Consider the following 22,314-nt stretch of genomic DNA (forward strand, 5'->3'; position numbering starts at 1 on the left):
CTCATTCTCCTTTACTTATAAATTTCATAATGGCTGATACAAAGACTTCCACTCCAATCGGTAATGCATCTTCGTCAATCGTAAAACGAGGGTGATGGTGAGGATATATAATACCTTTCTCTTTATTTCCCGCTCCGATAAAAAAGAATGTCCCCGGTGCCTTTTGTAAAAACGCTGAAAAATCTTCTCCAGCCATCGTCGGCTGTAAACGAACAACTCTATCCCTTCCATAAAGTTGTAAGGCCGTTTGTTCAATAAGCTCTGTAGCTTCATAGTCATTTACAACTGGTCGATACCCATATTCATATGAAAATGTATATTTCGCTCCGTAAGATTCCGTAATATGCTTCACAATCCGCTCAATCTTCTTCTCTGTTTCACCTCGTAATTCATGTCTTAAACTTCTCACTGTCCCTTCAATCTCGGCTTGCTCTGGTATTACATTATGAGTTGTCCCCGCATGAAATTGCGTAACAGATATTACGAGAGAATCTAATGGATTCGTGAGGCGAGATACAATTTGCTGAAGTTGCGAAACGACTTGTGTTCCGATTGCAATACTATCCACCGTTTCATGAGGGATTCCAGCATGTCCACCTTTTCCCTCTATCTTAATTTTAAAAACATCCGGTGCAGCCATTGCAGGACCATAAATAACACCTATTTTCCCAACCTCTAACGACGCCCAAAGGTGAGCACCAATAATATAATCCACACCTTCCATTACACCTGCAGCAACCATCTCCTCTGCACCACCAGGAAAATTCTCTTCAGCATGTTGGAATAGAAAACGAATCTCCCCTTTAATCTTCTCTCTTTCTTCTACTAACTTATATACAACCCCAAGTAATATCGCTATATGTCCATCATGACCACATGCATGCATTACACCTTTATATGTAGAAATAAAATCAAACTCATTTTCTTCATGAATAGGAAGAGCATCCATATCGGCGCGAATCGCAACTGTTTTGCCCGGATGTTTACCTACTAACTTTGCCATCACACTATATTTAGTCGGTCGTGACACTTCTAAACATGGAAATTTCCGAAGTATATCGAACACAAACTGCGATGTTTTTTCTTCTTGAAAAGATAACTCTGGATACTTATGAAAATGCCTTCTCCACTCAACTAACTGATTTTTTAACAAAACAAGTTCCTTTGCAACATCCATTTCTCTTCTCCCCTTCTTCACCAAGTTAAATGTTATTATAACGTGAATTGTTAACTTTTAAAAGAATGTTCTGAATTTTCAGTGATGATAAACTAAAAAGAAAAAGCCATCCAAAAGATGACTTTTTCATTATTATAAAATAGTAATTGCTTGTTTTCCCATTTGCTCCCAAGCTTTCTCAAATTCTGCTCGCGGAACAGCCAAACGTGGATTATTTTTAAGAGGATCATTTACATATACAAAGTTTTGATCATATCCAATTACTACTGCACTATGCTCATAATATGTAATTTTCACTTCGCCTGAACTCGTATTCCATGTTTCAAAACTACTTTCAGCTAGCGGCTTAAACGTCGTATTAATAATGACCCATACCGGAGAGCCTGAACTAATTACTTTATATATATCTTGCATGTCTCTACCTGTTAAATTAATTACTTTTTCAGGAACATATTTTTCTGCTAAATCAAAGATTGGTTTATTGTACACACCATATCCAGGCTCTGCCTTTGTATAAATATTTCCCACAAATCCCTCGTAAGGATTTCCACGCAAACCATTTTGTTCAAATGGAACACGATGAATTTCGCTAGCAAGTTGCATCTTATCTACTTGTACACCTTTATATTGCAGCAACATAGCTAAACTTGTCACTTCACATCCTCGAGGTAATTCTGGTAATTGTTTAATAAACGGAACATCTTCAATCATAGCTGCTTCTTTCATTTCAGATAGAAATTCTAGGCGTAGAACTTGCGCCTTTTGCATGATTTTATCTTTCCCTATAAAAAACGCAGCAGCAATTATAATCCCAAAAACAAAAAGATATTTTAACTTTTTCATTATAAACAAAACTCCATTAATTATTATTTTACAGACACAACTCTTATCATTGTACCCTTCTTCTTACTAGTTTGCTAGAAAGATCATGTGAATTATCGCTCATAGAATGAATTATAAAAATTCTAATTATTTTTAATAAAAAGAAAAATAAATATACATTTCCAGAATATTTTGCTAAAATCAAAATTGTTAACATAGTGAAGATATCACCATGTTAACAAACATTCTTAGAGTATTTAGTCATAGTTCGTTTTTTTACATACTCCATTCATTTCATAGCAAATAAACCGAGTGTGTGTTGCATCCCCCACTAATGATTAAAAACTCAGAATAAAACGAAGTTCACACATTCAAGAAAATACGGGGTGAGGGCATATGAATCAACAAATTGAACAAACAGATTTAAAACGAACAATGAAAAGTAGACACCTATTTATGATTGCACTCGGCGGTGTTATCGGAACCGGGCTATTTATGGGATCTGGTCAAATTGTCCATAATGCCGGACCTGGTGGTGCTATTCTTGCATTTTTAGTCGGTGGATTTGTTATGTATTTAACGATGTTATGTCTTGGTGAATTATCCGTTGCTATGCCAGAAGCAGGTTCATTCCAAAGTTATGCAAGCAAATTCATTTCACCTGGTTTTGGATTTGTTGTCGGTTGGATGTATTGGTTAAATTGGGCTGTTACAGTTGGCGTAGAGTTAACAACTGTAAGTATTTTAATGAAACGCTGGTTTCCAGACGTTTCTTCATGGATTTGGTGCGTTACATTTGCAGCGGCACTCTTCCTCGTAAACGCTTTATCAGCAAAAGCATATGCAGAAGCAGAGTTTTGGTTCGCAAGTGTAAAAGTCGCAACAATTGTTATTTTCATCGTACTTGGCGGCGCTGTTATGTTCGGTCTACTAGACTTTAATGGAAAGCCAGCTCCAATGCTTCATAATTTCACTGAAAATGGCGGGCTATTTCCAAATGGTGCATTAGCTGTTCTTCTTACGATGATTACAGTAAATTACTCCTTCCAAGGAACAGAATTAATTGGAATTGCTTCAGGCGAAAGTGAAAATCCTGAAAAAACAATTCCAAAAGCAATTAAAAACACAATTTGGCGAACTCTCTTCTTCTTCGTCTTAGCGATATCAGTTGTTGTAGGTTTACTCCCATGGCAAGAGGCTAATCTAGTCGAAAGTCCCTTTGTACTTGTATTTGATGTAGCCGGTGTCCCATATGCAGCAGACATTATGAACTTTGTTATTATTACAGCTGTATTATCCGTTGCTAACTCTGGTCTATACGCAAATTCTCGTATGCTGTGGGCGATGGCAAAACAAGGAATGGCAAGTCCAGCATTTACGAAATTAACTAAAAAAGGTGTACCGCTAAATGCATTAATTTTCAGCCTAATTTTCGCTAGCCTGTCCTTACTAACAAGTGTATTTGCGGCAGATACTGTCTTTCTAGTTTTAACATCTATTGCAGCAATGGCTGCCGTTGTAGTTTGGATGTCAATCGCCGCTTCACAGTTTTTCTTCCGTAGAAATTTCGTGAAAAATGGTGGCGACATAAATGATTTAAAATATCGTACACCGCTCTATCCACTCGTTCCAATCGTAGCGTTCTCGCTCAATTTCATTACATTTGTTAGTTTGGCTTTCATTCCAGATCAAAGAATTGCTCTTTATTGCGGCATTCCATTTATGATTATTTGTTACATTTTATACCAAGTTAAATATAAAAAAATTGTCACACTTGAACAGCCACGAACTGTCACACGAGAAATAAACTAAATATACAAAATATTCAGCTATCTTTCTTATCATAAGATAGCTTTTTTCTATTTCTTGGATATCCTGGTATAACTTTATTTATCTTAAAATTTTCACAATCACGTTTTTCTCTGGAAAATAGTTTACAATGTAATCAAGTTACAAATGATATTCACCTTAAAAAGTGTGCATTTGTGTCTATTTTTTAACAATATATCAAAAACTATTGCCTTCTATAAATTAATAGGTTTATATTGTTTTATTGGCATAGTTTCAATCCAAGGAGAAAGGAGATTTTCAATCGTGCAACTAAAGAAAGCGTTTTGGAAGTTGGCTTCGCTTCTTCCGTTATCATTACTTCTGTTCCTCGGTGGCTGTGATAAAAAACTCGCAGTATTAAATCCGCAAGGACCTGTTGCAAAAGCACAGTATGATTTAATTGTTTGGTCATTCTTGCTTATGTCATTAATTATCGCAATTGTATTCATCTTGTTTACAGTCATCTTGATTCGTTATCGTGAAAAACCAGAGAATATGGACTATGAGCCACCTGAACAACACGGTAACACATTATTAGAAATCATTTGGACGCTTGTTCCTGTTATTATCGTTATCGCATTATCGATTCCAACAGTAAAAGCAACTTATGCTTCGGAAGAGGTTCCGAAAGAGTCCGAACATATTAAACCAGTGGAGATTTATGTTACATCTGCAAACTGGAAATGGTTATTCAGTTATCCAGAGGAAAAAATTGAAACCGTTAACTATTTAAACATCCCAGCTGGTGTACCAATTCAATTCAAACTGACTTCTGTCGGCCCAATGAATGCTTTCTGGGTACCAGAACTTGGTGGTATGAAGTACACTATGGATGGCATGATTATGGACCTTTATTTACAAGCTGATAAGCCAGGTTCTTACCTAGGCCGTAGCGCGAACTTCTCTGGTGAAGGATTCACTCACATGGAGTTCGAAGTTGAAGCAAAAACTAAAGAGAAGTATGACAAGTGGGTTAAAGAAGTACAAGAAACTGCTCCTAAACTAACAGAAGCTAAGTACAACGAAATTGTTAAACCTGGTGTAGTTGGTCGTATGACATTCTCTAGTCACCACTTAAGTTATGTTGATCCAAAATCACTTGAATATTGTGATTACAACTACTACAAAAACAAAAAATAATAGCTATAATTCCAACAGATTGGAGTGAACACAGTGAAGCTTGATGAATTCTTTGTCACAGGTGACCCGATTATTTACGGTGCAGACGCTTCTATCGTTCTTGTGACATTAGCAATCATTTTCGTACTAACAAAGTATAAAAAATGGAAATGGCTTTGGGACGAATGGTTAACAACTGTTGACCATAAAAAGATTGGGGCCATGTATATTATCTCTGCGGTTATTATGTTATTCCGTGGTGGTATGGACGGTTTAATGATCCGTGCACAGTTAACATTCCCAGAAACAACTTATTTAAATGCTGAACACTATAACGGAATCTTTACAACACACGGTACAGTTATGATTCTTTTCATGGCGATGCCATTCGTTATGGGATTAATGAACCTTGTAGTACCATTACAAATTGGTGCTCGTGACGTTGCATATCCGTTCTTAAATGCTTTAAGTTTCTGGTTATTCTTTGTCGGAGCAATGTTATTCAACATCGCTTTCGTAATCGGTGGTTCTCCAGACGCTGGGTGGACTTCTTACTTCCCAATGGCAGGTACAGAGTTTACTTCTGGTGTAGGAAATAACTACTACGCAATTGCATTACAGATTTCAGGTCTCGGTACGTTAATGACAGGTATTAACTTCCTTGTTACTATCTTAAAAATGCGTACACCTGGTATGACTTTAATGAGAATGCCAATGTTTACTTGGTCAATCTTAATTACAACAATTATCATTATTTTCGCTTTCCCAGTATTAACAGTTGCTCTTGCATTAATGACATTTGACCGTCTATTCGATGCTCACTTCTTTACGATGGCGAGCGGCGGTATGCCAATGTTATGGGCCAACCTATTCTGGGTATGGGGTCACCCTGAAGTATATATCGTTATTTTACCGGCATTCGGTATTTTCTCTGAAATCATTAGTACATTCTCACGTAAACGTCTATTCGGTTACAGTGCGATGGTATACTCAATGGTTGCAATTTCTTTACTAAGTTTCGTCGTATGGCTTCACCACTTCTTCACGATGGGTGCAGGTCCAGCGGTTAACTCATTCTTCTCGATTTCGACAATGGCGATTTCGATTCCAACCGGTGTTAAGATCTTTAACTGGTTGTTTACACTGTATAAAGGACGTATTCGTTTTACAGTTCCAATGCTTTGGTCATTGGCATTTATTCCAAACTTCGTAGTCGGTGGGGTTACAGGGGTTATGCTTGGTATGGCAGCAGCTGATTATCAGTACCATAACAGCTACTTCCTAATCGCTCACTTCCACTACGTATTAATCGCAGGTACAGTATTCGCTATGCTTGCTGGATTCACATTCTGGTATCCAAAAATGACTGGTCATATGTTAAATGAACGCCTAGGTAAATGGACATTCTGGATCTTTATGAGCGGATTCAACATCTGTTTCTTCCCAATGTACTTCTTAGGTTTAGACGGTATGACTCGTCGTATGTACACTTACTCTGAAAGTCTTGGATGGGGATGGCTAAACCAAATCGCATCTGTTGGTGCGGTAATGATGGGTATCGGCTTCCTACTTCTTTGCTACAACGTAATTTGGAGTGCACGTCACGGTGAACGTGACACAACTGGAGATCCATGGGATGGTCGTACACTTGAATGGGCAACTCACTCTCCTGTACAACATTACAACTTCGCGAAGCTTCCTGAAATTAAAGAAGCTGATGCTTTCTGGTACATGAAAAAACGCGGAGAAACAGTTACACCAGCAGCAGAAGATATCAAACCAATTCACATGCCAAGTAACTCTGGTGTGCCTATTATTGCGTCTGGATTCTTCGGTCTTGCAGGTTTCGCATTAGTATTTAGCTGGTTCTGGCTTGCAGCAATCGGTGGAGTTGGTATTTTAGCTTGCTTAATCTATCGTTCATTCGATTATGATGAAGGTTACTATATCAGTGTTGATGAAATTAAAAAAACAGAACATATAGCATGAGAGGTGAAATGACATGGCGGCTTTAGATAAAAGCTTACCTTTGGAATATCAATCCGAACAAAGCAGATTGAATATCCTAGGATTCTGGATTTTTCTTGGGGCTGAAATTATGCTGTTCGCAACACTTTTCGCCTCTTATCTAGTCCTTGCTGGTCGTACGGCAGATGGCCCAACACCAGCGCAATTGTTTGAACTTAAAACGCTTTTAATTCAAACATTACTACTTTTAACAAGTAGTTTTACATGCGGTATCGTAATTCATGAAATGCGTAAGCATAACCAAAAAGCGATGCTTGGATGGTTCGTCCTTACATTACTTTTAGGTGCAGGTTTCCTATTCTTTGAGATCGAAGAGTTCATTATGTACATTGGTGAAGGCGCAACAATTCAAACAAGTGCTTTCTTATCTGGATTCTTCGTTCTTCTTGGAACGCACGGAGCTCACGTAACAGGCGGTATCATTTGGGCAACTTGTGTTATTATCCAAATTTTAAAACGAGGTTTAACACCAGTTACAGCTCGTAAAGTATTCATTATCAGCTTATACTGGCATTTCCTTGATCTAGTTTGGGTCTTTATTTACACACTAGTTTACTTGAACGGGATGGTGGCGTAAATGGCTCAAAACAACAATCAAGCAAACGGGCATGCGCATAGCGGATTCCCTTGGTCACACGTTTTCGGATTTATTTTATCGCTTGCATTAACGTTTCTAGCGTTATACGTGGCACTTTACACAACATTGCCACTTTCAACAGTCTTAACAACTATTATCATAATGGCTGTTGCGCAAGCATTGTTACAATTAATTATGTTCATGCATTTAAAAGAAGGAGAAGGAAGAGTTCAAATTCTTACAATGATATACAGTTTCTTCGTTGCAACTGCAACAGTTGGTTTAACTGTATGGATCTTCTTCTCAATGTAATGTACATGAAAAAGACTGCTGAGATTCCTCAGCAGTCTTTTTTTTATTCCCTCCCCTATTACATCCACATTACGGAATTAACAACAGAATCATGAAAAATATACTTATTATGACAAATGTTAAGAAAAATCTTTCTTTATGAAATCGAATCCATATGCGTTGCTTTTCTACCTATTATATGGCTAAATAGGTACTATATTTATTTGAAGGGAGAGAACGCAATGGAACATCATACTTCTGTTCTATCACTTATGGTTGTCGTTGCAATCGCGTTTTTCGTTCCCCTTTTGTTACAACGCTTTAAATTAAAAGCACTTCCTGTTGTCGTTGCAGAAATTATTGCAGGAATCTTTGTAGGTAAAAGTGGGTTTAATATTATTGAGCCAGATATATGGCTTCAAGTTTTATCAACATTAGGATTTATCTTCCTCATGTTCTTAAGCGGTTTAGAAATTGATTTTTCTATCTTTAAACAAAAAGGGAAAAAAAATACGACAAACGAGCCAAATACATTTCAAGTAGCAAGCATTATCTTCTTATTTATTTTCATCTTATCTTATGCCCTATCATTACTATTCGTATGGCTAGGATTTGTAGATAATGCAATGTTCATGACTTTAATTATTTCAACTATTTCTTTAGGTGTTGTTGTACCAACATTAAAAGAAAACAACCTAGGAAAAACTGCAATCGGACAAATCATTTTATTAGTTGCTGTTATCGCAGACTTAGTTACAATGATTTTACTCGCTGTTTTCGTCGGATTAAATTCCGAAAGCGGTCAAAGTATGTGGCTCTTACTTATTCTATTCGGTGCCGGTATTGTCATTTACTTTATTGCAAAACGCTTTAAAAACATTCCATACTTAGATAGTTTAAAAGCTGGTAGTGTACAAATTGATACACGAGCTGTTTTTGCACTCATTTTAATCTTAGTTGGGTTATCGGAATCTGTTGGAGCAGAAAATATTTTAGGTGCCTTCTTAGCAGGTGTACTTGTATCGTTATTATCACCAAATGAAGATATGGTGGAAAAACTTGATTCTATCGGCTATGGTTTCTTCATCCCTATTTTCTTCGTAATGGTTGGTGTAAATCTAGAGGTGTGGTCTATTTTCAAAGAACCTTCTAGCATGCTAATGATTCCAATCTTAATTGTAGGACTCTTTATTTCGAAACTCTTACCATCACTCGTCTTAAGAAAATGGTATCCACGTAATATCGTACTTGGAAGTGCAATCTTATTAACATCGACACTTTCTTTAGTTATTGCGGCTGCACAAATTGGTGAAAAACTGGAGATCATCAGTCCAAGTTTATCTGCCTCTCTTATTTTAAGCGCAGTTATTACTTGTATTTTTGCACCTATATTGTTTAAAAAAATGTTCCCAAAAGTAGAAACACCAAAACCAAAAGTAGCTATTATTGGCGCGAGCAGAATTACCCTTCCGTTATCACTAGATTTAAAACGAGAAGATTATGACGTAACGCTATATATGATGCGTCAAAACAAAATAAATGATGAAGAAGCGAAATCACATGACTTCCCTATCGTGAAATTAGATGACATCACAATCGCATCATTAACTGAACAAACAGCATTTGATGCAGATCGCGTCGTTGTTGCAACAAGCGATGATGAACAAAACTTATTATTGGCAGAACATGCAAAAGAGCTAGGTGTTGAACATGTTATTGCAAGTGTAGAAGATCCACTTCTACAAGAAAAAGCAACGCAAGAACATATCGCTGTATTCTCAACAATTAACTCTACACGTATTTTATTACGTGCACTTATTGATAAACCTAGTCTCGTTCGCTTAATTACAACAGCAAACGAAACAGTACGTGAAGTTGAACTGCGCAGCAATAAATATAACGGCGTTGCGCTTCGCCGCCTCCCGTTTTTAGGTGATGTACTTGTCATTCAAATCTACCGCGGTAACAAAGCATTAATACCACATGGTGATACAAGACTACAACACGGTGACACATTACTTGTAACAGGTTCAAAAGAACATATCGATACACTAAAAAACATATTAGAGTAAAAAAATGCCCCTCACATAATTGAGGGGCATTTTTTTAACTTCATATGGTAAAATGTTACTATCACATATTATGAGGATGGATCACATTATGTCTATTGTAACTTTAGCTCTTTTATTATTAGCAGAAATACTCGTTGCCATTATTCTCATCGGTGTTAGTATTGAGATTTGTAGTTACGGATGGAAAAAATCGAATGGAATAAAATATTCTTGCCTCCTACTTTCACTCCTTCTCGGAACTGCTAGCATACTCGGACTTCTCGCCGCACCTGCTTATTTCTTTATACAATTAACAGAAAAGGCCTTATAAGAAAGGATGTTAATATGATTATCGTGAAAAATATTGAGGGATCTGAAACTTACGTATTACGTCAAAAAATTTTACGCCCCAATCAAACATTAGCAGATTGTAAATATCCTTCCGATTATGAAACAGACACCTTCCACTTAGGCGCATTTATAAACGATGAACTAATTAGTATCGCTTCCTTCTCAAAAGAAATATACCCTGACCTACCAGCCGGTATTCATTATCGTCTACGAGGAATGGCCACATTACCTGAGTTTCGAAACAACCACGCTGGAAGCTCCTTAATTCAGAATGCAGAACAAATCTTACAAGAGCGTCAAACAAATATGTTATGGTGTAATGGCCGAATTACTGTAACTGACTATTACAAGCGATTAGGCTTTCAGGAGCATGGTGAAATTTTTGAAATTAAACCAATTGGCCTTCATAAAGTTTTGTATAAAAAGATATAAGAAAAGCTTTCCTCAATACGGGAAAGCCTTTCTTATATTTCAATCTTCTCTTTTTATTTTTTTCATATATATGTATATAAACAAACTAGGAACTAAAAAACAAGCAAACATAATAAGTCCTGTCATACTAATTTCCTTTATCGAAATATCTGGTGTTACAACGATACAAATAGCTAAAATCCCAATAATAATACCCACCGGAATGAATAATAGCTTCATAAAATAACGACGCGACACTCCGCCCGTATGCTCATACACTTCCACTGAATTTTTCAGATTTAAAAAGTTAATAATTATTATCCCGCCCATAAATACCATTAATAAATCCGAAACACTTTCATATCCTGCCCCTTGCAAGACATAGCGGTAAAAGACGATAGCTAGTATGACGATATTTTGTAAGATGAAAGCTAATCTAATATGTTTTAACCCTTCAATCATTAAACGTTCATCTTTCACGATTTTCATCCTACCACTCCTTTTCCTCCCAAAACAAATCATTCAACGTTTTATCTACTGCATAACAAATTTTTAAACATAAATCTAAAGATGGATTGTATTTCCCCTTCTCAATTAAACTAATCGTTTGCCTTGTAACGCCTACTTTTTCTGCTAATTGTTGCTGTGTTAAATCTAACTGAACACGCGCGACTTTTATTTTACTTACAGCCATTCATGTTCCTCCTTCACCCTTATTGTAATATATATATTCCATTACGTAATTTATATTTTACGAAACCAATTAAGTTTTCACCTTATCTGAATTGGTGTGGGCTAATACACAGTGAGGACATCCCCTACTGCCTATAGTTTCACTTTATTATACACAAAAAGGGAGCCTCCCATAAGAAGGCCCTCTCCTATATTTATATTATAAGAATAAATGACATCCAAATAAGAATGCAAATAAGTATAGTAATGGATGTACTTCCATCCCTTTACCCTTCACAATTTTCAAGACTGGATATACTAAAAATCCAATTGCGATTCCATTTGCAATACTAGATGTTAACGGAATACCTATAAAAATTAAAAATGCTGGTAACGCATCTTCAAATTCATTCCAATTAATATCTCGAATGCTTTGCGCCATTAAACTACCTACTATAATTAATGAAGGAGCTGTAATAGCGGCTACACTTGATAGAGAAGCAATAACAGGACTAAAAAATGCCGTTATAATTGTTAGACCAACAACTACAATCCCTGTTAATCCAGTTTTACCACCTGCAGCAATACCTGCTGACGATTCAATCGTCGCTGCTGTTGGGCTTGTTCCAAAGATAGAACCTGTAGTCCCGCCAATTGCATCCGCAATAAACGCTTTACCAAAACGCTTCTCTGTATTGTCTGTAATTAAACCTGCTTGTTTAATTAAACCAAGTAATGCACCTGTTGTATCGAATAAAAGTACAAGTAAAAATGAAAATACAACGCCGTATAATCCGTATTCAATTACATCTGAAAAGGCATTGATTGGGTTTGAAACGATGATACCCTCTGGTAAATGAGGCACCGCCACAATTTTATCAGCAAACTTCAATTGCCCTGTAAAGAAGGCAATAATTCCTGTCACAATCATACTAATAAATAATGCACCGCTCACACGCAATGTCATTAATACCGCCGCTAATATTAAACCAATTAAAGTTAAAATAACAGCTGGAGAATGAAAATCACCAATCGTAACTAAATTAGACGGATGATCCACGATAATTCCAGAAAGGCGCAATCCAATAAAAGCAATAAATAGTCCAATTCCACCTGCAATTGCATGCTTTAAACTATCAGGAATTGCTAAAATTAACTTTTGCCTAAACGAAGTAAAAGATAATAAAAGAAAAATAATCCCCGTTACAAATACAGCTGAAAAGGCAACTACATATGTAATCCCTTCTGCCTTCTGTACAACAGAATAAGCAAAATATGCATTCATTCCCATAGCTGGAGCAATAACAATCGGGTAATTCGCGAAAATCGCCATACCTACTGTTCCAACAACGGTTGCAATAATTGTTGCTGTAAACGCTTGGTCAAATGGTACACCTGCATCAGATAATATTTTTGGATTGATGACAAGAATATACGCAAATGTAAAAAAAGTTGTGATGCCAGCTAAAAACTCTTGCTTCACAGAAGTGTTATATTTTTGTAATTGAAACATGCTTATGTACCCTTCCTACACCTGAATTATTATCACACATTCTTTTTCTTACTAGTATGCGAGAAAATATAATACTTAATCTTAACAATCAATAAAAAGAAGAGTCAATATATTCCCTAATAGTTCGAATTTTAAGTTTAAGTCTGACAAGTACAGATGTAGTACAGTTCATTATGATTATTTTTGTAGCATAACAGATGGAAATGTTTTATAATTTGAAATAGTTAAATATTTAGTAAACGCATTCAAATATCGTTCACTCTACAAGGGGGATTCTTCTTATGCAGCACACAAACAAATCTGGAACTTTAAATCGTGGTTTAAAAGAACGACATATTACTTTAATGTCACTGGGCTCAGCTATTGGCGTTGGGCTATTTTTAGGATCCGCTTCCGCCATTAAACTAGCAGGTCCTTCTATTTTGCTAGGCTATATGATTGCCGGTCTCGTTATTTTTTTCATTATGCGAGCGCTTGGGGAAATGGCAATTGAACAACCTGTTGCTGGTTCTTTTAGTAAATATGCATATGATTATATTGGACCACTCGCTGGTTATATTACTGGTTGGAATTACTGGTTCTTATGGGTTGTTACTTGTATGGCTGAAATTACAGCAGCTGGCATTTACATGCAGTACTGGTTCCCTGATATCCCGCGCTGGACTTGGGCATTACTTGCTCTATTATTAATGAGCGCTTTTAACTTCTTATCGGTAAAAGTATTTGGAGAACTTGAGTTTTGGTTTGCTCTCATTAAAATTGTCACAATTATCTGTATGATAGTGGTCGGAGCTGGTATTATTTTATTCGGATTCGGAAACGGTGGTATCGCTACTGGTATTTCAAATCTTTGGTCACATGGTGGCTGGTTCCCAAATGGATTTTCTGGGTTACTACTCTCCATGCAGATGGTACTATTCGCTTATTTAGGCGTTGAATTAATCGGTGTTACAGCTGGTGAGGCTCAAAATCCGAAGAAAACACTCGCAAAGGCAATTGATAACGTATTTTGGAGAATTCTACTCTTTTACGTTGGGGCATTATTCGTTATGATGGCAATTTATCCATGGAACGAACTTGGTGAGAAAGGCAGTCCATTTGTATTAACATTCCAGCAAATTGGTATCGCAAAAGCAGCAGGTATTATTAACTTTGTCGTATTAACAGCAGCTCTTTCTTCTTGTAACGGTGGTTTATTTAGTACAGGCCGTATGCTATATACATTAGCTCAGCAGAAAAAAGCTCCTGAAAGATTTGGTCGTTTAAATAAAAATGGCATTCCAAGCCAAGGAATTGTAGCAACTGCTATCGTTTTACTAATTGGTGTTATATTAAACTATCTTGTACCTGCAAAGGTATTTACATGGCTTACTAGCATTTCAACTTTCGGTGCAATTTGGACTTGGGGCATTATATTAGTCGCTCAAATTAAATTCCGTAAAAGCTTGCCTACTCAAAATAAACAAAAGTTATCATATAAAATGCCTTTATACCCATTAAGCTCATATTTCTCACTTGCCTTCCTTGCACTAGTCTTATGTATAATGGCATATTCAGAAGATACACGAATTGCATTGATTGTCGGCCCAATTTGGCTTATCGGCTTAGCAATCGTATATTACATGAAAGGGTTTCATAAGATTGATGAAACACCTAACTCAAAAATTAGTTAAGCAAAACATCCCTTCCTTATTACTTGGAAGGGATGTTTTTATATCTATATAAATATTTCTCAACAAAATTCACGGTATTTTTACAATTTTTTAATATTTTTTATGTTTTCCGTCTTTATTTTTACAGAAAAATAAATTACATTATTAAAGCACATATATTTATTATTAGGGGGATTCTTCTATGAAGAATAAAAAATGGATTACATTTTCTTTAGCAACAGCAATTACACTAAGTATAGGGACCTCGTTCATACCGTCTACTTATGCCGAAAGCTCTGTAGACCCAGCTCCTGAAATTGCTGCAAAAGTTGTAAATCAAAACAATGGGAAGAAAGTATTATTTGATAATACACACGGTCAAACTGCTGGGACAGCTGACTGGGTTATTGACGGCGGCTTTTCTGACTTCGGAAACGGCATTGCAAAAAACGGATATCACGTAAAGGAACTTCGTAAATCAACACCTATTACGTACGAAGATTTAAAAGATTACAATGTATTTATCGTTCCAGAAGCTAATATTCCTTACAAAAAATCTGAGCAGGACGCTATGTTACAATATGTAAAAAATGGTGGTAGTATCTTCTTTATTGCTGATCATTACAATGCAGATCGTAATAAAAATCGCTGGGACTCTTCTGAAGTATTTAATGGATATAGACGCGGTGCTTGGGATAATCCAGCAAAAGGAATGTCTAATGAAGAAGCAAATTCACAAGCTATGCAAGGAGTAGAAAGCTCTGATTGGCTCTCTGACAACTTCGGTATTCGCTTCCGCTACAATGCACTTGGTGATGTTTCAGCGAAAACAATTGTATCACCTGAACAATCTTTCGGAATTACAAAAGGTGTTTCGTCTGTAGCAATGCATGCTGGTTCTACTCTAGCAATTACAAACCCAAAACTAGCAAAAGGACTTGTTTACCTTCCAGAAAATCCATCAAAATGGAATAACGCTGTTGATAGTGGCGTTTATAATGGCGGTGGTATTGCAGAAGGCCCATATGCTGCAATTGCAAAAGTAGGACTTGGAAAAGCTGCCTTTATTGGTGACTCTTCTCCTGTTGAAGATGCTACGCCAAAGTACGTTCGTGAAGATTCTGGCCAAACAAAGAAAACTTACGATGGTTATAAAGAAGAAAACGATGCTATCTTATTAGAAAACATCGTAAATTGGTTATCAAATAAAGAGACATTTACAAGTTTAGATCAAGTAAATGGTTTACAACTTGATTCACCTACAGCTCTACAGACATTTGAACAGCCAAGCTTATCAACAGAACCACAACCTGAACCTTGGGGTGCACCAAATGCAGGTTATCAATGGTTTAATACAAATACTTTCAAACCAGGTTCATACGGTTATAATGGTGCGGTAACAACAAGCGACTACGTCGTTACACACCCTAGCATTCTACCAAACAATGAAATTTTCCAAATGAAGATTCAAGTAAACAACTTACTACCTAATACAACTTATAACAACTATTCTTTAGGTATCTTCACTACTGGAGGAACACAAGTGGCTAAAGTACAAAATGCAAACGGCACTTGGCCATCTACTTTTGGATATAGCAGTGCATTTTCTTTCACAACAAACAGCTTAGGCTCTGCTGAGAAAGTTGTAAATGTACAGATTGATTCAAATACAATTGGACAAGCAACGCTTCGTCTACGCCAAAATACAACAACGAAATATAATGAAACTGTAACAATTAATAAGAAATAATAAAAAAGGCAATCCATACATGGATTGCCTTCTTCTTACTTCTCTTCCTTCGAGAAAAACATTCTTGAAATAACGATACCTATACTACCGACGATTAGGAATAACACTGCCCTAATCATCATCGATACCTCTGGTAAGTCAAGTAAGAATAACTTCCCTACCGTTACGACTAAAACGACTAAACCAGCATATAATATTTCATTCATATTTCTATTTCTTCCAAACCAAACCGCAAATAATGCATATACCATCCATAATAACGATACTGATACACTAATTACGCTTCCATCAGTAGATAAAACTTCACCGATTCTCGTAATTGTAATAAATACAATTATCATAAACCAATAGAGCACTATAGAATACATATATTTGCCGAAGCTCGCTAATACTTCTTTCGCTTCTCTCATGCAATAATAGAACGTTCCTATTAAAATAAGATGAGCAACAAAGCCTGCCGAAATAAATTGATCAAACGGGCTAAAAATAGTCTGTATCATTCCAATTGCGTAAACCGTCGCACTAACATACAATTTTATCTGTTGTTTTACTTTAATAGAAGTGACCATGCCGAGGAAACCTTGTAATAATAGTACAATCGCTGCATTCACTAAACTATACTCATATAAAATTGCTAAACTAAATGCTCCCATTGCGAAACCAAATAAGAGATTTGTAAATGTAGAATGTCTATTTTTCCTATATTCAAATACGAACATAGCGGCATGCACGATTGCACTAATAATTAATCCCCATGTTGTAAAATCAGGTATTTTTGAAATAGCTAGTATAAAGAACACTGCATTTGCACTAAATATCGCCAAACGTGGTTCTAGTATAAAACTTCTCTCCGTAAACATATGCCAAAATAATAGTAAATGAATCAAACCATATACAATCGTTAACTGTATTTGCAAGTTCTCTACTAACATTGACATAACAGCAAAGAAAACGAAAAGGACAATGGCAGCAACAGCGTAAGAAATCATATATAAGTATTTATAACGATTTTTCAACGCATACCATAATAAACTAAGTGTTAATACTGTCTCATATCCAAAGAAAATATAAGGATTAGGAGTCGTACTATTTAACAAGAATGGTACGAAGAACGCTCCGACCGCTACGAAAATAGTGAGATATTCCGATTGATATCTTTTCGCTAAATAAATACCTAAAATAACCCATGCAATATTACAGAGAAACGCGACACTTGCCGGAATAAATCCATATAAATAATGTGCTGCAAACGTTGTTAGAACAATCCCGGTAATACTTCCTCCAGCTAATACTAACCCTAACGCCTGCCGCTCTCTTTTAATTTGAATATCTCCTATATAATACAATCCGATAGATAATACGATACCAAACACAATTCGTATCGCTGGTGTTAATAAGCCAGCATCTACCCCTGCTTTAAATAACCAGATCACTCCAAGCAACATAATACCGACAAATACACGCGGTAACCATGTTTGACAAAACTTAATAATATTAAATGGCTCTGGTTTAAAAGCAGATATATCTACTTGTTTTACCTCACGTTCTTGCAAAGGCTCTTTTATCTTAACTATTTCTTCTTTTGGCTTTTCCTCCATTACCGTTTCAATATATTCTTTCTTGTTCTTACTAACATGTTGCTGAGCGTTTTCTACTTCTATTTCCCTTTGCTTCACTTTTAATTCAGCAAGTGCTTCTTGAATTGTTTCAATTGCCGTTTCGAGTGCTTCTATTTTCTTATCCAAATCCTTCTTCATACGCTCCCCCCTCATTTGTAACTCTCATTAAACCTATATATTACCAATTATCTTTATCATACTCTTAGTCTATTCATTTTCAATAGTATTTTTTCCAAAAAAGAAAGGCGTCTTCCAAAATCGGAAAACACCTTTTTACTCAGTTATTCTTATTTAAAACAATGCTAACGATGAAACCAAGACACATGCCTACAATAGCTGGAACAATCCACCCAACACCTTCTGTATAAAACGGAATGTATTTTAATGCTGACGTCCACTGATTCATCATTACATTTTTATTTAAAATATCAATTGCACTAAATATCGCTACAACCAAAACAGTTACTGCATATACGTATGCATACTTTCCAATATACTTATGGAATAACCCTAGAATAATAAGAGTTAATGCAATTGGATAAATAAATCCAAGAATTGGAACTGATACTTTTAAAATTTGCGTTAATCCTAAATTAGCTAAGATCATACTAACAACGCTTACTATAAATGCCCACACTTTATAAGATACTTTCGGAAATGCACTCGTAAAAAATTGACTACAAGACGTAACAAGTCCAATTGAAACACATAAACATGCGATAGTAAAAATAAGACCTAATAAAACGACTCCGCCCTGCCCAAATAATGTAGTCATAACTTGCGCTAACACTTTCGCACCGTTATCGAATGTTCCTAATGAGCCACTAATTGCCCCCACATATCCAAGGATGACATAAATAATCGATAATAATAATCCTGCCACAATGCCAGCAATACTCATATATTTCGCTAAACTTTTATCATCTTCAATACCTTTTGCACGTAATGCATTTGCAATAACAATTCCAAAGATTAAAGCAGCTAACGCATCCATTGTTAAATATCCATCTAAAAACCCTTGAAACATAGGAGCTTGTCCATAGTTCCCTATTGGTTCTTTCATATCTCCTACCGGTGTAAACATACTCTTTATAAAAATAAGTGCAATCATACATAATAATAACGGCGTCAATACTTTTCCAAACAACCCCATTAATTTAGATGGAGATAAACTTAACCAGTAAACAATACTAAAGAAAATAACTGTGTAAAACAACAATAGTCCGCTTCCTGCTTCAGGGAATAACTGACCTGGCCCCATTTCAAAAGCTAAACTTCCCGCACGTGGTATACCAAGCCCAGGTCCAATAAATACATACACGATACATGGAAAAATAATTGCAAATGAAGAATGAACCCTACCCGCTAACGTTTGAAAACTTCCTGCTTTTGCAATAGAGATAACACCTAATATAGGAAGACCTGTTGCTGATATAATAAACCCTACTAATGAAATCCAAACATGTTCTCCTGCTTCATATCCAAGGAAAGGTGGAAATATCAGATTCCCTGCTCCAAAGAACATAGAGAATAACATAAGGCTAATAAGTAAAATTTCTTTTTTCTGTAACAATTTCATTTCTTTCTCCTTCTTTAATTTCACCTTTTATGAAATCAATTTCACATATAAAAAGTACAATAACCCGCTTCCTTACAAAGAAAACATAGTCCATAGTCTATCACAAAAGAAACACCCATTCTATAGCTATTCCTCTTTTCCAATTTCTTCTGAAAAATCAACCTTTATTGACTTATAATAGTTAATAAGGTAAAATATTAAATGTACAAAATTATTAACTTTGTTTTTGTTTGTGTCAGGAGGAAAATAACATGGAATCAGCGATACAACTAGAAAGAGAACAACAAAGAAAAAAGAAACATCCTCCAGGTTTATACTTACTCTTCTTTACAGAAATGTGGGAAAGATTTAGTTACTATGGATTACGAGGATTATTAACATTATATTTAACGACAGCTTTAGTAAGCGGTGGTCTTGGGTTTAGTCCCGCATGGGCACTCTCTATTTACGGATTTTATACTGGAGCCTGTTATTTCACACCAATGATTGGTGGATACTTAACAGACCGTTTTCTAGGTAGACGAAAAGCAATCACAATTGGTGGTATAACAATGGCAATCGGTAACCTTACACTATTTGCCTTGCAAAACCAATTAGGCCTATACCTCGGATTAGCGCTTATTATTATAGGTAACGGATTCTTCAAACCGAACATCTCTACACTGGTTGGAGAATTATACGAAGAGAACGATCCAAAACGTGATAGTGCATTTACCATTTTCTATATGGGTATTAATGTCGGATCATTTTTAGCTCCACTCGTTTGCGGATTTTTGTCAGAAAATTTATTCAAAACAACAGTTGATGGCGTTGTACATTACGGATTCCGTTACGGTTTCTTAGCCGCTTCAATCGGAATGATCATTGGACAAATTTTATTTACAACACTATCAAATCGCTTCCTTGGTAACATCGGTAAAAAACCAACTCGCGATTTACAAACAGCTGCTGGACAACCATCAGTAGGAGATACACCGTTAACCAAAAAAGAAAAACAACGTACCGCAGTTATTGTCATTTTAACATGCTTCGTTGTCTTCTTCTGGGCTGGCTTTGAACAAGCTGGTAGCTCATTAACATTATATACAAACAAATTTGTAGACCGCTCTGTGTTCGGATGGGAAGTTCCAACATCTTGGTTCCAATCGGTCAATCCATTATTTATTATTTTACTTGCTCCAGTCATTTCTGCATTATGGGCAAAACTTGCAACTCGCAAGCAGGGTGATTTAAAAATCCCAACTAAAATGGGACTTGGTATGATCTTACTCGGTATCGGTTATATCATTCTCGTTATCGCTACATTAAAAACAGGTAGTGATGAACATAACATTACAGAAAAAGCAAACTTACTGTTTATCGTCTTTACGTATCTTTTCCATACGTTAGGTGAGCTATTCTTATCACCTGTCGGACTATCAATGGTTAGTTCGCTTGCTCCGGTAAAATTAGCATCTTTATTAATGGGTGTATGGCTAGCAAGTTCAGGTATCGCCAACATTTTAGGCGGACAACTTGCAAGCTTCACAACTTCACTTGGATACGCTGAAGTATTCACAGTTATTGGCGCTGTGGCAATTGTATTAGGCTGTGTTTTATTATTAATTTCTAAGAAATTAGTGAAATGGATGGATTAAAAAAGATGAGGAATTTCTCCTCATCTTTTTTATGCTGTTTTACCTTTTTCTATTGCTTGTTCGTACAGCTCTTTATGTTCTTTATATTCACTTGGTACGAAACTCTTATAGAAGAATGAGAACCAGCTGTCTCCTTTTTTATACCCTTCTTCTCGAATTTCCGCTGCTTTTTTATTCGATTTAAATCCTTCAGTAAACCACTTCTTTAACAATTCATTTCGTTCATACTTAGCAGGAACTTTTAAATCATAGTTTTCAAATGCATACTTATAGCCATCCTTTTCTACTGCCTTTTTTGTAGACTTATAGCCTTTTTCATACGCTGTTTCATATGCCTTCACGTATACTTCTTTCTCTCTATTTTCAGGATTCTTTTCAGCTAGTTCTTTCCCTGTCTTTTCCCCTAATTCAGCTTGCTCTTTTTCAATTTTTTCGGTTCTTTCTTTATTCCCTACTTTGAACCCGTCTGCAAAGTTTACCTTAAACTCTGGAGCAACTTGACTATCGTCCATCGTCTCTTGTGCTAAACCTTGTTCTTTTCCTTTTTCAAAATGCGTTTTCTTCTGCTCTTCTAAAGACCATGCGGCTGCATAAGTCGCTTTAAACGCTTGTTTATATGCATCAGATTTTCCAGCTACATGCACTTCTGCATCATTTTTTCCTGCTTTAAAATCAGTTTCTCCATTCTTTTGACCTTCAAGTTGACCTTTTTCCATATCAGCTTGGCGCTGCGCTTCCTCTTGCTTACGTGCCTCTTCAGCTTTTCTTTGTTCCTCGGCTACACGTTGTTTCTCTTCTTCAGCTTTACGCTGTGCTTCTGCAGCACGTTGTTTTTCAGCCTCAGTATTGCGCTGTGCTTCTGCTTGTCTCTCAGCTTCTACAGCACTATTATTATTCTGACTAGGAGCTGGGCTCGTTGCGCCACTACTAGAAGCTGGTTTATTGTGATAATGATATTCCCCGTACTGTAATCCCCACTTCTCACAATTTGTACGACACGTATGTCCGCCATTAGCATCTGTACGCCCTGGATGCGCATAAGCTGAAATTGGAGCTACCAATAACGCTATACTCGTTGTTAAAAGAAGTTTCTTCACCTGTTGTCTCACTCTTGTTCCTCCCAAAATATAGAATTCTAAATTTATTATACATAAATAGAAGAATAATTAAATACAAACCGAAATATTCTATTATTTCTCAACATTAGTAAAAAAGAAGGGGAACTCTTTAAAGAG

Annotated in this window: 19 protein-coding genes; 11 read left to right on the forward strand and 8 right to left on the reverse strand. The window is 36.2% G+C overall.

Annotated elements, in window-relative coordinates:
- Position 1 precedes the first annotated feature (1 nt).
- Positions 2–1,177, reverse strand: coding sequence for an amidohydrolase (locus HMPREF2590_RS25160; protein WP_000382089.1), 1,176 nt, complete (start codon positions 1,175–1,177; stop codon positions 2–4).
- 132 nt (positions 1,178–1,309) lie between these two features.
- On the reverse strand, positions 1,310–2,020 hold the full coding sequence (locus HMPREF2590_RS25165; protein WP_000734482.1) for a C39 family peptidase: 711 nt from the start codon (positions 2,018–2,020) through the stop codon (positions 1,310–1,312).
- Positions 2,021–2,395: 375 nt separating this feature from the next.
- On the opposite strand from HMPREF2590_RS25165, the gene HMPREF2590_RS25170 reads away from it, so the two are divergent.
- From HMPREF2590_RS25170 to HMPREF2590_RS25205, 8 genes are all read left to right on the forward strand, one after another.
- On the forward strand, positions 2,396–3,811 hold the full coding sequence (locus tag HMPREF2590_RS25170) for an amino acid permease (RefSeq protein WP_033696838.1): 1,416 nt from the start codon (positions 2,396–2,398) through the stop codon (positions 3,809–3,811).
- A gap of 282 nt (positions 3,812–4,093) precedes the next feature.
- Positions 4,094–4,969 carry a cytochrome aa3 quinol oxidase subunit II gene (locus HMPREF2590_RS25175; protein WP_001176162.1) on the forward strand — a complete coding sequence of 292 codons (876 nt, stop codon included), beginning with the start codon at positions 4,094–4,096 and terminating at the stop codon, positions 4,967–4,969.
- A 33-nt stretch (positions 4,970–5,002) separates the two neighbouring features.
- The gene (qoxB, locus tag HMPREF2590_RS25180; RefSeq protein ID WP_000762367.1) at positions 5,003–6,937 is read left to right on the forward strand and encodes a cytochrome aa3 quinol oxidase subunit I; all 1,935 of its coding nucleotides are present in this window, start codon (positions 5,003–5,005) and stop codon (positions 6,935–6,937) included.
- A 13-nt stretch (positions 6,938–6,950) separates the two neighbouring features.
- Positions 6,951–7,553, forward strand: a complete 603-nt coding sequence (gene qoxC, locus HMPREF2590_RS25185; protein WP_000729318.1) for a cytochrome aa3 quinol oxidase subunit III — start codon at positions 6,951–6,953, stop codon at positions 7,551–7,553.
- Positions 7,554–7,865 (forward strand): cytochrome aa3 quinol oxidase subunit IV, encoded by a 312-nt coding sequence (gene qoxD / locus HMPREF2590_RS25190; RefSeq protein ID WP_000068425.1) that lies wholly within the window; start codon positions 7,554–7,556, stop codon positions 7,863–7,865.
- 221 nt (positions 7,866–8,086) lie between these two features.
- Positions 8,087–9,916 (forward strand): monovalent cation:proton antiporter family protein, encoded by a 1,830-nt coding sequence (locus HMPREF2590_RS25195; protein WP_000399972.1) that lies wholly within the window; start codon positions 8,087–8,089, stop codon positions 9,914–9,916.
- A gap of 52 nt (positions 9,917–9,968) precedes the next feature.
- Entirely contained in the window at positions 9,969–10,226 is a 258-nt protein-coding gene (locus HMPREF2590_RS25200; protein WP_044129536.1) for a DUF4022 family protein, read from the forward strand.
- A 14-nt stretch (positions 10,227–10,240) separates the two neighbouring features.
- Positions 10,241–10,678 carry a GNAT family N-acetyltransferase gene (locus HMPREF2590_RS25205; RefSeq protein ID WP_044584141.1) on the forward strand — a complete coding sequence of 146 codons (438 nt, stop codon included), beginning with the start codon at positions 10,241–10,243 and terminating at the stop codon, positions 10,676–10,678.
- Between the two features lie 39 nt (positions 10,679–10,717).
- Here the strand turns inward: HMPREF2590_RS25205 and HMPREF2590_RS25210 are convergent, their stop codons facing one another.
- The 3 genes from HMPREF2590_RS25210 to HMPREF2590_RS25220 all read right to left on the reverse strand — a co-directional run bounded on the left by HMPREF2590_RS25210 (position 10,718) and on the right by HMPREF2590_RS25220 (position 12,842).
- Entirely contained in the window at positions 10,718–11,146 is a 429-nt protein-coding gene (locus HMPREF2590_RS25210) for a hypothetical protein (protein WP_000706629.1), read from the reverse strand.
- Between the two features lies 1 nt (position 11,147).
- Complete coding sequence (locus tag HMPREF2590_RS25215) at positions 11,148–11,351, reverse strand: helix-turn-helix transcriptional regulator (RefSeq protein WP_000301183.1); 204 nt, start codon at positions 11,349–11,351, stop codon at positions 11,148–11,150.
- A 198-nt stretch (positions 11,352–11,549) separates the two neighbouring features.
- Entirely contained in the window at positions 11,550–12,842 is a 1,293-nt protein-coding gene (locus tag HMPREF2590_RS25220; RefSeq protein WP_070861610.1) for an NCS2 family permease, read from the reverse strand.
- A gap of 281 nt (positions 12,843–13,123) precedes the next feature.
- Between HMPREF2590_RS25220 and HMPREF2590_RS25225 the strand changes: the two genes are divergently transcribed.
- Complete coding sequence (locus HMPREF2590_RS25225) at positions 13,124–14,515, forward strand: amino acid permease (RefSeq protein ID WP_001164895.1); 1,392 nt, start codon at positions 13,124–13,126, stop codon at positions 14,513–14,515.
- A gap of 181 nt (positions 14,516–14,696) precedes the next feature.
- Complete coding sequence (locus HMPREF2590_RS25230) at positions 14,697–16,244, forward strand: DNA-binding protein (RefSeq protein WP_000791508.1); 1,548 nt, start codon at positions 14,697–14,699, stop codon at positions 16,242–16,244.
- A gap of 35 nt (positions 16,245–16,279) precedes the next feature.
- Here the strand turns inward: HMPREF2590_RS25230 and HMPREF2590_RS25235 are convergent, their stop codons facing one another.
- Both HMPREF2590_RS25235 and brnQ1 read right to left on the reverse strand, forming a co-directional pair.
- On the reverse strand, positions 16,280–18,001 hold the full coding sequence (locus HMPREF2590_RS25235; protein WP_000710924.1) for a DUF2339 domain-containing protein: 1,722 nt from the start codon (positions 17,999–18,001) through the stop codon (positions 16,280–16,282).
- Between the two features lie 139 nt (positions 18,002–18,140).
- The gene (brnQ1, locus tag HMPREF2590_RS25240; RefSeq protein WP_050821628.1) at positions 18,141–19,442 is read right to left on the reverse strand and encodes a branched-chain amino acid transport system II carrier protein BrnQ1; all 1,302 of its coding nucleotides are present in this window, start codon (positions 19,440–19,442) and stop codon (positions 18,141–18,143) included.
- Positions 19,443–19,693: 251 nt separating this feature from the next.
- Here brnQ1 and HMPREF2590_RS25245 point away from each other — a divergent pair, with 251 nt between their 5' ends.
- Positions 19,694–21,079, forward strand: coding sequence for a peptide MFS transporter (locus HMPREF2590_RS25245; protein ID WP_044584139.1), 1,386 nt, complete (start codon positions 19,694–19,696; stop codon positions 21,077–21,079).
- A 29-nt stretch (positions 21,080–21,108) separates the two neighbouring features.
- Here the strand turns inward: HMPREF2590_RS25245 and HMPREF2590_RS25250 are convergent, their stop codons facing one another.
- The gene (locus HMPREF2590_RS25250; RefSeq protein ID WP_050821627.1) at positions 21,109–22,188 is read right to left on the reverse strand and encodes a YHYH domain-containing protein; all 1,080 of its coding nucleotides are present in this window, start codon (positions 22,186–22,188) and stop codon (positions 21,109–21,111) included.
- Positions 22,189–22,314 lie beyond the last annotated feature (126 nt).

It is taken from the genome of Bacillus sp. HMSC036E02 (assembly GCF_001836235.1).
GTDB classification, from domain to species: domain Bacteria; phylum Bacillota; class Bacilli; order Bacillales; family Bacillaceae_G; genus Bacillus_A; species Bacillus_A cereus.